The 11922-nt window shown below is 39.3% G+C and carries 8 protein-coding genes; 7 read left to right on the top strand and 1 reads right to left on the bottom strand.

Annotated features, from left to right (window positions below):
• Positions 1-63: 63 nt before the first annotated feature.
• Positions 64-2145 carry a TonB-dependent hemoglobin/transferrin/lactoferrin family receptor gene (locus CWB77_RS08050; protein WP_138622223.1) on the top strand — a complete coding sequence of 694 codons (2082 nt, stop codon included), beginning with the start codon at positions 64-66 and terminating at the stop codon, positions 2143-2145.
• A gap of 205 nt (positions 2146-2350) precedes the next feature.
• Here the strand turns inward: CWB77_RS08050 and CWB77_RS08045 are convergent, their stop codons facing one another.
• Positions 2351-4426 carry a TonB-dependent siderophore receptor gene (locus tag CWB77_RS08045; RefSeq protein WP_138622220.1) on the bottom strand — a complete coding sequence of 692 codons (2076 nt, stop codon included), beginning with the start codon at positions 4424-4426 and terminating at the stop codon, positions 2351-2353.
• Positions 4427-4587: 161 nt separating this feature from the next.
• Here CWB77_RS08045 and CWB77_RS08040 point away from each other — a divergent pair, with 161 nt between their 5' ends.
• From CWB77_RS08040 to CWB77_RS08015, 6 genes are all read left to right on the top strand, one after another.
• Entirely contained in the window at positions 4588-5214 is a 627-nt protein-coding gene (locus CWB77_RS08040; RefSeq protein ID WP_010388742.1) for a fused MFS/spermidine synthase, read from the top strand.
• Positions 5201-6097 (top strand): spermidine synthase, encoded by an 897-nt coding sequence (locus CWB77_RS08035; protein WP_138622218.1) that lies wholly within the window; start codon positions 5201-5203, stop codon positions 6095-6097. The genes CWB77_RS08040 and CWB77_RS08035 overlap by 14 nt, the downstream gene beginning before the upstream one ends.
• Before the next feature lie 177 nt (positions 6098-6274).
• The gene (locus CWB77_RS08030) at positions 6275-7036 is read left to right on the top strand and encodes an ABC transporter ATP-binding protein (RefSeq protein ID WP_138622217.1); all 762 of its coding nucleotides are present in this window, start codon (positions 6275-6277) and stop codon (positions 7034-7036) included.
• Positions 7037-7055: 19 nt separating this feature from the next.
• Positions 7056-9056: a TonB-dependent receptor gene (locus CWB77_RS08025; RefSeq protein WP_138622215.1), complete on the top strand. Its 2001-nt coding sequence runs from the start codon at positions 7056-7058 to the stop codon at positions 9054-9056.
• Between the two features lie 12 nt (positions 9057-9068).
• On the top strand, positions 9069-10511 hold the full coding sequence (locus CWB77_RS08020) for an ABC transporter permease (RefSeq protein ID WP_138622213.1): 1443 nt from the start codon (positions 9069-9071) through the stop codon (positions 10509-10511).
• Positions 10504-11865 (top strand): DUF3526 domain-containing protein, encoded by a 1362-nt coding sequence (locus CWB77_RS08015; protein WP_138622211.1) that lies wholly within the window; start codon positions 10504-10506, stop codon positions 11863-11865. The genes CWB77_RS08020 and CWB77_RS08015 overlap by 8 nt, the downstream gene beginning before the upstream one ends.
• The last annotated feature ends 57 nt before the right edge of the window (positions 11866-11922 follow it).

Below are 11922 nucleotides of genomic sequence, written 5' to 3'. Positions count from 1 at the left end.
TCTTGTTTTGGGTTAGTTGTACCATTTAAAAGTAAATAATAACTATTATCATTTGGAGTGGAGATGAATCCCTTTTCTTTTAAATTTACAGCATTAGCCTCTTTGTTAATTAGCTCTGGTAGCGCATTGGCCGAAAATGTTATTGACGATCATATTGTAGTTAGTGGCTCTCGTTTTGAACAAAAGCTTGAAGATGTGACTGGCTCAGTAACGGTTATTACCGAACAAGATATTGAGCGTCAGCTCGCTGTAGATTTACAAACTATGTTTAAATACGATCCAAGTATCTCAAGTACTGGCAGTGGCGCAGGCGCGCAAACATTAACTGTACGGGGTGTTGGTGGCAACAGAGTTGTTTTTATTAAAGATGGAAGACGCACAAACGATGGCTACGCTGGCGGCGGCGGTTATTTAGTGGGGCGAAATTACTTTGATGTTGCGGGTGTTAAACAAGTTGAAGTTGCAAAAGGGGCGGCATCATCGCTATATGGTTCTGATGCACTAGGGGGAATTGTAGTAATAACAACTAAAGATCCGAGTGATTATTTAGTGGATCAACAAAGCTTGGTAAAAGTAGCGTTAGGCTACCAAGGCCAAAGCAATCAGGTTGCTGCTGATATTACAGCAGCAAAAGATTTAGGTGACTTTGCTATTAGCGCTGTTTATAGCCATCGCGATAGTGAAGAAGTACAAAACTACGTTGAAGATTTACCAGGTTACGATGCCCGCTCTGATGCTTTACTGCTTAAAGTTGAGCAAAAACTTGATGAAAAGCGGACCCTTAAATATACCTTAGATTACTTTAATCAAACAACAGAGCAAGTAATCACTCCATCCATTCAAGAAACCGAAGACGAAGACACAAATATCTCATTTGCACTCGATTATGATTCAGATATGGCAACAGCTATATTTGATAAATGGTATGGGCAACTATCTTATAGTCGATACGAGCAACAAAGTGACCAAATAAGCGCAGCTAGAAATTACATCGATTATAATGACTACGGGTTTGAGCAAGATATTTTAGGCTTAAAAGCGGTATTTAGTAAGGAAGTTAAAGGAGAAAATACCGAGCATGAATTTGTCTATGGAGTAGATATTGATTTATATGATACTACTCGACCACGCTTAAAAACCCGTGTATTAAATGATGGTACTGTTGATTTTACGAATGAAAAACAAAAAGCATTTCCTGGCGCCGATACTTCTTTAGTTGGTGTATATATGCAAGACAGTATTAAATTTAACGAGACTGATTGGTCGTTAGTTGCGGGTATTCGTTACGATTATTATGCACTTGAAGCCAAAAAAGATGCGTTATACGCTGACGCCGAGCTTGATGATATTACCGAGTCTGCGTTCTCACCAAAGCTGGGTGTGATTTATCAGGTAGACGATAATTTATCTTGGTATGGGCAATATGTTCGAGGCTTTAAAATACCGCCACACGACCAAGCCTATCAAAGCCATGGTGTTGAGCCATTTTATCAAATATTACCAAACGCAGATTTAGACCCTGAAAGCAGTGACTCATTCGAGATCGGATTAAGATACGCAAGTAGCGATATTAGTGTAAATCTAAGTACTTTTTATGCTGCCTATGATGACTTTATCGAAACAACCATTGCGGGTGTTGAGCCAACTTATATTCCTAATGTAAATAAAACATTTTACCAATACCAAAATATTAGCGAAACCCAGATCAGCGGTGTAGAAGCTGGTATTGCTATGTATGTCACCGACGATATTTTATTAGAAGCCAATGTTGCTTACGTAGATGGTGAAAACAAAGACTCTGATCAGCCACTTACTAGTATTAGCCCGTTAAATGGTTCTATATTAGTAAGCACTGAGTTTGGCAATGTTAATTGGACCGCGGCTTGGCGTTTAGCTAAGGCGCAGTCTGATGTAGTACTTGATACTAATGGTAATAAAACAACACAAGGTAACGGTTATGGTGTTGTTGATTTATATGCAAATTATCAGTGGAAAGCATGGCAAATGAATGTAGGTTTACTTAACCTACTCGATAAAGAGTACGTACCGTTTGAACTTATTGCTGGTCAATCCAAAGGTACTGATTTTAGCCAATATAGCCAACCAGGACGTAATGTTTCGGCTCGGATAAGCTATCAGTTTTAATTAAAAACAAAAGCCGTATATAAATTATACGGCTTTTTTAATTGCCTTCATATCAATTGAAGAATAACTGTAAAGGGGGTTAACAGCTGCTATGTATTATACAAAACAATAAAAAAAGCGCCTTAACCACTACATTAAGACGCTTTGGATGAAAAGCTAAATAACAAAAGTCGGGTTAAAATAGCTAATCGGGACTATGAAATTGTTAGAATTGATATGCCAATGACATCTTAAATTGAGTAGGCGCACCGGGGTAAACCCATAATGCGTTGTAGCTACTTTGAGCATATTCTTCATCAAGAATATTGTTAACACTGATATTTAACTTGGTGCGCTCGGTTAAGTTTATCTGCCCAAAAATACCAACTAGTTGATAGCTCGGTAAGTTAAATGTTAAATCGGCGGCATCGCCTAATCGCTCACTGGTGTACTGATAACTGGCACCTAGTTCTAGCTCTTTACCAAGAACGGCCGTTTGATGGCTAAGCGTTAGGTTTAAGTTATTTTTAGGCACATTGACTAATGGGCTGCCTTTTTTGATTGGCACGCCCCAATCAGCATTTATTATGTCGTTTGCAGTACTGGCATCTATATAAGCGTAAGATAAATTAAACTTTGTATCATCAGTAATATAAGTACTTAAATCGAGTTCAACACCTTTACTGTTTGCTTTACCAATAGGCGCTGAAAAACCAACGTTTATAGGGTCGGCTACTAGCATATTACTTTTAGTGGCATCAAATAATGCGAAGGTTCCTGTTATGCCCTGGTAGCTAAATTTAGCGCCTACTTCAAATGAGTCACTGTATTCAAAGCCAAATGGGTCGCCGTTTGCATCTGTGCCACTTAATGGTAAAAAGCCTTCGGAGTAGCTGCTGTATAAGGTTACAGCGTTGTTTAGCTCGTATACTAAGCCTACTCGTGGACTTACCTGGCTTTGTGAGCTACTTGAAAGCACACCACTTTTGGTTTCTAAAATGTCTTGATCTACGCTATCGAATCTAAAGCCAACTAATAGCTTAATTTTATCAGTCAGATCCATTTGATCTTGAACGTATATACCATAAGCATCTTGTTGTTCGTTGTTTTCGTAGAGTAAATCTACTTCAGGACGCGCAACGTTATAATTCGGCTGATAAATATCAACTGTGTAAGTGCCGTTACCGCTGCGATAACGATAAAGTCCAGTGCGTAAGTCGTATTTGTATGCGTCGGCTCCAATTAATAAGTGATGGGTAATTCCTGCTGTATCAAAATGCCCACTTAGCTCAAATTTAAGGCTGGTATCATCAACGTCATAATCGCGGTAGCGCTGTTGGCGGGTAAGTGTGCGGCCATCACCGGATAATGATTGGCGCGAGGGTGAAAGTTCAGCATCAGACGAAAACCCAGCTAATGTTGAGCTGCGGTAGTTTGCGCCTACAATAAGTGACCATTCATTGTTTATATCGTGATTTAAAGTCACTTGGTGACCACGAGAATATACTTGCGTGTCACCATCGTTAGGATTGCCTAAATAGCGCGAGCTAGGAACAGTATTAAAATTATCATTAAGTACAACAACCCCACGGTCAAATAGCTGGGCTAAATCAACGTATTCAAATTCATAAGTGATACTGGTTGAAGCGTTTATTTGATGATAAATAGATGGCGTAACCACCTTTTTATGGGTGTACACCTCATCGCGGTAGCTGTCGCTATCTTGCCATGCGCCATTTATTCTAAATGCTGTGTTATCGTTAATGCCGTTTGTATAGTCACCTTCAACGCGATTAAAATTATCACTACCTAAGCTAAGTTTTAGCTCACCCTGTTGCTCAAATTGAGGTTTTTTGGTTACGATATTTACTGTACCGCCGGGCTCTGAGCGCCCGTATAGTGCAGAACCTGGACCTTTTAATACTTCAATGTACTCAATGTTTGATACATCACGAGGGCCGCTGAATCCGCGTCCACCGCTAAAACCATTAATTAAGTAACCCGATGGCATGTTTTCGTTACCCGATAATCCACGAATCGAAAAGCTATCCCACAATGCGCCACTGTTATTTTTACGTGAAATACTGGCAGAAAAATCCAGCGCATCTTGTAATTGAGTTATTCCTTTTTGATCAAGTACCGCGTTATCGAGAGTTTCGATTGATTGTGGCATTTGCTTTTGAGGAATATCGCCTCGGTAAGCTTGTTTATATGTAACCGCAATTTTCTCTATTGGTTGGCTTTGGGCAATGCTTTGTGCGCTTGCACTTAAGCAGGCTAAGTAAATTAATGAGTACTTCATAAAATGCTTTTGGTAACGTTATATTATAACCAAAACTATAGCATGTGTTACTTTATAACAAAATGTTTTTTTGCGCTCTATGTGTGCGTCTAATTTTTATACTAGCGGCTATACAGCTATCACGTTAAGATGGATGAAAATAACACAATAAGAATAATATAATGTTAACAAAAACAAATGCATTAATTTACTTTTTAGCCTTTAGCAGTGGCTTTAGTATTATGGGAATAGAGCTGTTAGGTGGGCGCATTTTAGCGCCTTACTTTGGCAGTAGCGTACATATCTGGGGCAGTATTATTACGGTATTTATGCTTAGCTTATCATTCGGGTATTTACTGGGAGGGAAGCTGTCTATTCGTCATCCTTCGTTGACCAAATATGGGTTAATCTTTTTAGTTGCCAGTATTATGGTGGTGCCCATTGCTTTGTTTGCTGAGCCAATTATGGCATTTATTTTTTCGCATATTGAAGACAGCCGCTACGGCTCGTTACTCGCCTCAACCGCGTTATTTTTTATACCCACCATTATTTTAGGCATGATCTCGCCCTACTCTGTACGTTTGCTGGTTACCAATAGTGAGCGCAGCGGCCAAGTGGCTGGCGGCCTTTATTTTGTAAGTACCTTAGGCAGTGCGCTGGGCACCATTATTACCTCTTTTTATATGGTACTGGCGTTTGATGTTAACACCATTATTTTAGGTTTTGCTGGTGTGTTAGGCACGCTTGGGCTAATTGCTATTAGCTTTGATAAACTTAAAGTGCGAGAGGCCGTTTATGCACAAGCTTAAATTATTGTTTATTAGTATAATGGCGCTGCTATTTTCAGCTCATAGTATGAGTAATGTTGTGCATAAAGAGCGCTCTTTATATCGAAATTTACTCGTTGAAGAAACTGGCGATTTACGCTGTTTAAAGTTTGATGAAAAAACTCGACAAAGCAGCCAAAGTTGCATGTACATTAGCGACCCTAAAAAACTGGTATTTAATTATACTAAACTGGCTTTTTCTAGTTTATTACTGATTGATAAACCTAAAAATGTACTCATTATTGGTTTAGGTGGCGGCACGCTCTCTAATATGATTCATGAGCTATACCCAAAGGCACACATTGAAAATGTTGAAATAGATCCTTCGGTAATTAAAGTGGCGCGCGATTATTTTAACTTTATAGAAACCGATAACGTAACTACTAAAGTACAAGATGGGCGTATTTTTATTAAACGTGCGGCGCTTAAAAGCCAGCAATTTGATTGGATTATTTTAGATGCGTTTAATGGCGATTACATTCCTGAGCACCTACTCACAAAAGAGTTTTTTGAAGAAATAAAAAGCGTATTAGCCGAAGGCGGAATTGTTGCTGCTAACACGTTTTCATCAAGTAAACTTTATGAACATGAGTCGGCAACTTATCATGCGGTATTTGGCGATTTTATTAATGTAACAGCCAATAATAATAGTAACCGGATTATTTTAGCCGGTTATAACAAAACCCCTACAGAGCAACAAATAGCACAGCGGGTTAAGCAACTAGCTCCACTACTTACCCCTTATGATGTGGATATAGAGGCAATTAGCCAGCGTATGTTTTTCACTAAAGATGGAAAGGACTGGCCAAGTGATACTAAGGTGCTGACTGATCAATACTCTCCAGCTAATTTACTTAACTTTTAATAGTTCAATCTCAAATAATAACCAAACCGAAAACCGATGAAAGTCGGTTTTTTGTGTGCAGCTGGATATAAATTTAATCTGGCTGATAATGACTATTAAGGAAAAGGCTTGCTTGTACCTATAACTCTTTTGATATAGTATAACATTTCATTTTGAGGTTGTTAAGGGAGTTGTTTTATGATCGAAATTAGCCATCTAAGTAAGTCGTTTGGTGATAATCATGCGTTAAATGATTTGTGCTTATCAGTCCCCGCTGGCCAAGTTACCTGTTTGCTTGGTGCAAATGGTGCAGGTAAGAGCACCACTTTAAATCTATTACTAAATTTCATTACGCCAGATTCTGGTTGCATGACGATTGATGAAATTGATGTTCAACTAGAGCCAGAAAAAAGTAAGCAAAAGCTTGTTTATCTACCCGAGCAAGTTAACTTATTTGAAGAATTTAATGCGATTGAAAATTTACAGTATTTAGCCTCGCTTACTAAACAAGTAATAAGCGTTACTGGCATTGAAGACGCACTTACTCAAACGGGGTTACAAAAATCGGCATGGCAAAAGCCGCTGAGTAGTTACTCCAAAGGGATGCGTCAAAAAGTGGGTATTGCATTTGCTATTTTACGTAAGGCGAAAGTTTTATTACTGGATGAGCCAACTTCTGGCTTAGATCCAAGTGCTACACGTGAATTTATTAAAATTATAGAGATACTGGCACAGCGCGGCGCGGCCATACTAATGGTGACTCATGATCTTTATTGTGCTCACTGCCTAGCTAAGCAGATAGGCATAATGAAGCAAGGAAAGCTATGTGCTTTGCTTGATAACAAAGGATTATCACTTGACGACCTTGAAGCGAACTATCACCAAATTATCAGTGGTGATGGGCTATCTGCACACCCTCAGTCAGTAAATACACCTCTTTTAAACCCAGAAGCTGTATAAATTTAATAGGAAAACCAACATGTGTAGTACCCGCCTTTCACCAATTAATATCGCTTTATTAAGTTGTCTCAGTTTTTCAAGTGTTGCACTGGCTGGTGATGAACAAAGTAAAGATTCAACGCTATTTATTGGTGATGTTATAGAAGTTACTGGGCAAAGCAACGGGGCTAAAGAAGTCCAGCTCGTTGGCTCAGTAGATGTAATTAATCGTGATCAACTACAAAATGAGCACGTAAATGTCACCGTTGACTTATTAACTAAAATCCCAGGGGTTTATTTTTCACGCTTTAATCAAGGTATTGTGTCTACAGATGTAGCTATTCGTGGCTTTAATGCTGAAGGTTCTATGCCACATACTAAATTATTAATCGATGGTATTCCTAGTAATTTACATGTTGGCTTAGGTGAAATGGATGCACTTTTTCCAATGGAGTTAGAATCAATAGAGGTTGTTAAAGGTAATCAAGATGCTCGTTATGGGTTACATAATCTCGCAGGTAACATTAATATGCGCAGCCGTCGTGATGAAGCCCAAGAGGTTGAGTTATTGCTCGGTAGTTTTAATACATACGAGGCGCAAGGGTATTTTGGCGATATCAATGAGCGCTTTTCTCAACATTATTTTGTTGGGATGCGTGATACGAAGGGCTACCGTGATCATAGTGATCTACAAAAGCATACATTTTCAGCTAAGTGGTTTTATCAACCAACGGATCAAACTGAAGTTGGCGTGATTGCGCGTTATTTTGATTACGAAGCTGATGCTCCAGGTTATTTAACAGAGGAAGAAGCGCATCTCGATGCGACCCAATCTGCAGATTATGCAAAAAATGACAGCGGTGATAAACAAACACGACACTTGAGTGTTCATGTTGATCATACATTTAATCGGCAGTGGCAATTAAGTATTAAGAGTTACGCACAACAGTTTGATCGCCATCGTTATATTCAATATACAGCGAGTTCTGTACAACAAGAGCGTTTAGAAAAAGACCGACAATACGGTGCTATCGCAACGTTAAGTGCAACACTAAGCCCACAGTGGTTATTTACAATGGGTCTTGATTATCAAGCGCAAGATAATACCAATGAGCGTTTCGCAACAATTGTAAAGCAGCGTCAAGCGCAGTTTAGAAATTGGGATTTTGACTACAATAATTATGGTGGTTTTGGTCAATTACAATACCGTGGTGAACGCTTTTTACTTAGTGGCGGCATACGTTTAGATAGTTTTAGTGGTGATTTGTATGATGGTTTAAAGCAACAAAGCAAAACCATAAATGATGATGGTTTAATCGTACAGCCTAAATTTAATGTGCTCTATGAACTGACTGATTCATTGAACTTATTTGCTAATTACGGTGTTAGCTTTCAAGCTCCTACAGGTAGCAAAGCCTACTTGGGTGAACAAGATCCAGGTTATGATTTCTCTAAAAACTATGGTTATGAAACCGGTGCAAAATGGCAACTATTTGAGTGGTTGAATACACGCTTATCTGTTTGGCAGCAGGATGCAAAAGATGAATTAACCCCCAAAACTGATGGCTCGGGCGGATTTGATAATATTGGCGAAACTAAGCGAAAAGGCTGGGATCTTGCGTTCAGCGCAGATATCAATACACAGTGGTCAGGCTTTGCTTCGTACACGCGCCAAGAAGCAAAATTAATTGAACCCGGTGAAGCTAAAATTGCCCAGAAAGGTAATTGGCTGTTAGGAGTTCCTGAGTTTACTGCAACTGCAGGAGTTATATATCGCCCTGTAAACAAGCTTAAAGTGGCAATGTATGGTCATTTTCAGGGGGATTACTATGTCAGTAATGTTGTTCAAAACAAGCAATATGGTGACTACAAACTAGTTGATCTAGCGATTAATTACGATTTGGGCTGGGGTAATGCAGGCCTTAGAGTGAATAACGTATTCGATAGCTATTCTGACTACGTTTATTTGGTCGGTAGTGAAACAATTCACTCGCCAACGGACGGCCGTTCAGTTGACTTGAGTGTGTCATATCGATTTTAAAAGGAATGATTAATGTCTCATTTTATTAGTTGGCACGTGTGTAAACATGAGCTAAAACAAAAGGTAAGAAACCGTACGCTATGGTTGTTGTTTGCTTTAATGCAATTGTTGTTAGCAATAGCGTTATTTACTAGCTGGCAACAGTACCAACAAAGCCGTTCGCTACAAATAAGTTCTCAGCAGATGGTTGAACAGCAATGGCTTGCTCAACCAGATAGACACCCGCACCGAGTTGCACACTTTGGGCACTTTGCTTTTCGAGCGCCCAGTGCACTGAGTTATTTTGATATAGGTGTAAATAATTGGGTAGGCAATAGCGTATTTTTAGAAGCGCATAAACAAAACAGTGCGAACTTTGCCAATGATAGCCAAGCGGCCACTTTGTTAAGATTTTCCGAATTATCTGTGGCAAATTTATTATTGTTTGTGTGGCCATTACTGTTAATTGCTCTTAGTTTTTCAACTATAAGTGGCGATCAACAGCGTGGCACACTCAAACAAATGTTAGCTGTTGGGGTTAAATTTAATCATTTGTTATTTGGTAAGGGTTTCGCTTATACATTGCTTAGTGCGTTATTTTTACTGCCCGTTTTTATTACCTCACTGGTTATTTCAACCGCGAGTGAGGTTGCATTTTCGGCTGATATGTTAATTCGTATTGGGTTGCTATTTTTATTGTATTTAGCGTACTGCATTTTTTGGGTTGCGGTTGTGTTACTGGTTTCAAGTTTAACACGTTTACCTAAACACAGTTTAACCGCACTTATAACTCTATGGTTTGTATTATTAGTTCTTACACCACGAACGTTGGCTGATATAGCTCAGCAGTTACACCCGCATAAGAGCCGTAATATGCTGGCGTTAGCGGTGCAAACAGATATTCGTAAAGTTGGTAATAGCCACAATCCAGACGATCCTCATTTTAGCGAATTCAAACAGCAAGTATTACAAAGCTACGGTGTTAATACTGTGGAGGAGTTGCCGGTTAACTACCGAGGACTAGTAATGCAAGAAGGTGAGCGGATCAGTGCTGAAATATATCAACGGCACTATCAAAGCCAGTTGAATAAATTTGCAGCGCAACAGGCATTTGTGAGCAAGTTTTACTGGCTCAATCCATATTTGGCAGTACGGGATTTATCGATGGCGATCAGTGCTTCTGACAGTCGGCACTTCTTTGATTTTGAGCAACAAGCAGAGCATCACAGGTTTGAACGCATTCAGGGTTTGAATAAGATACATGCTGAAGGTGTCGATCATCATAATGACCGTGAGCAAAGAGTTTCAGCATCATTATGGCAGGACTTTCCTGAGTTTCAGTTTCAAAATGCCACCCTAAGTTGGTCATTAAAAAACAGTGCTGTAGCAATAAGCGCATTTATGCTCATCACTATTTTATTACTTGGTATTTTAATTTCGCCAGCATTGCAACGGAGGGCATTTATTCATGCTTAAATTTGAACTCAAGCGCTTATTGGCGCCGCGTGCTAATCAAATTAGCTTGTTAGTGTTTTTATTTAGCGCGCTACTCGCTGTTTTCTTAGGTACAAATGCTTATAAAGAGGTACGAAAAGACCAAGTTATTGCCAAGATAGTGTTTGAAAAAGAACGTGCGCATTTAAAAGACAAAGGTGATTTACCTGAAATGGGATCTTTGGCTTATTACGCTAAAGCGCCCACTCAGTGGTATTTATCGCCTTGGGCAGCACTGTTTACTGGGCAAAGTCAAAATAACTTAGCTGCAATGAAAGTAAACGCGCTAGCTTTGCAAGGGCAAATTTACAACAAAGAAGTGATTAACCCAAGTAAACACCGTGCCGGTGGGTTTGATTTGGGTTTTGTTCTTGCCTATATGCTACCTATATTAATTGGCATTCTATGTGTAAATTTACTAAGTGACGAACGTCAATCAGGACGTTTTACATTACTCAGTGCTTTCGCTGGAAATGCAGCAAAAAAGACCATTATTCGGTCGCTATTGCTGCGTTTTTACATTGTTGCAGGGATAGTCTTACTGCTATTTTTAGCTTCGGCCGTTTTACTATCGCTGCCATTTGATAGGGTGTTTATAGCAGTATTAGGTTTAACACTTGCCTACAGTGGGTTATGGTTTTTAATTGCTGCGGCTATTATTAGTTTAAATATGAGCGGCTTGTTCAACAGCCTTGCTTTTGTAAGTATTTGGCTTGTATTTTCAGTGCTGATCCCTGGGGCTATTCATCTTGGTCTTAATCAGCAATATACTGAGCAACCTGCACTAAGAGCAAGTACAGAGCAGCGATTGATTTTAAATGATGGCTGGGATCAAGATATGCAAACGGCATTAACGCGTTTTAGTGAGCAGTATCCACAGTACCGCGATAAACTTGATTTTCAAGGACGCTTTCATTGGAAATGGTATTACGCCATGCAGAACTTGAGCGACCTTGCTGTTGATAATCATTGGCAAGCTTATTTACAATTACAGCAAGCACGTGAAAACAGTTTATCTAAGGTAAGCTGGTTATCCCCCAACCTGCTTTATCAACAAGCGCTGAATCAGTTTTCTGGTACAGACACTCAAGCGTATCAAGCTTATTTAATGCAAGTAAGTGCATATCATAAGCAAGTAAGTGAATTTATCTACCCTTATTTATTTAATGATACACCAGTAACAAATAGTGACTTGGATTTATTTCCAGAGTTTCAGCCTATAGCGCAGCCTGTACGCACTAAAGGGCTTTATTATAGTACTGGTTTGTTTGTGCTCTTATGTGGGCTATTTACAGCAATGACCACTATTCGCTTTAAGCGTTTAGCAGTAATTTAATTCACCCCTCTCCCCTCATATACCCAATTTGCCAGTAAGGTAAGTTGGGTATGCTCA

Source organism: Pseudoalteromonas sp. S1610, from assembly GCF_005887465.1.
Lineage (GTDB): Bacteria > Pseudomonadota > Gammaproteobacteria > Enterobacterales > Alteromonadaceae > Pseudoalteromonas > Pseudoalteromonas undina.
Note: the sequence above shows the minus strand (reverse complement) of the source record. Positions and strands in the feature narration are given on the sequence as shown.

Bases quoted from the DNA above. Each gene is read 5' to 3' on its own strand.
- CWB77_RS08050 (WP_138622223.1), top strand. From the start codon at position 64: ATGAATCCCTTTTCTTTTAAATTTACAGCATTAGCCTCTTTGTTAATT.
- CWB77_RS08045 (WP_138622220.1), bottom strand. From the start codon at position 4,426: ATGAAGTACTCATTAATTTACTTAGCCTGCTTAAGTGCAAGCGCACAA.
- CWB77_RS08040 (WP_010388742.1), top strand. From the start codon at position 4,588: ATGTTAACAAAAACAAATGCATTAATTTACTTTTTAGCCTTTAGCAGT.
- CWB77_RS08035 (WP_138622218.1), top strand. From the start codon at position 5,201: ATGCACAAGCTTAAATTATTGTTTATTAGTATAATGGCGCTGCTATTT.
- CWB77_RS08030 (WP_138622217.1), top strand. From the start codon at position 6,275: ATGATCGAAATTAGCCATCTAAGTAAGTCGTTTGGTGATAATCATGCG.
- CWB77_RS08025 (WP_138622215.1), top strand. From the start codon at position 7,056: ATGTGTAGTACCCGCCTTTCACCAATTAATATCGCTTTATTAAGTTGT.
- CWB77_RS08020 (WP_138622213.1), top strand. From the start codon at position 9,069: ATGTCTCATTTTATTAGTTGGCACGTGTGTAAACATGAGCTAAAACAA.
- CWB77_RS08015 (WP_138622211.1), top strand. From the start codon at position 10,504: ATGCTTAAATTTGAACTCAAGCGCTTATTGGCGCCGCGTGCTAATCAA.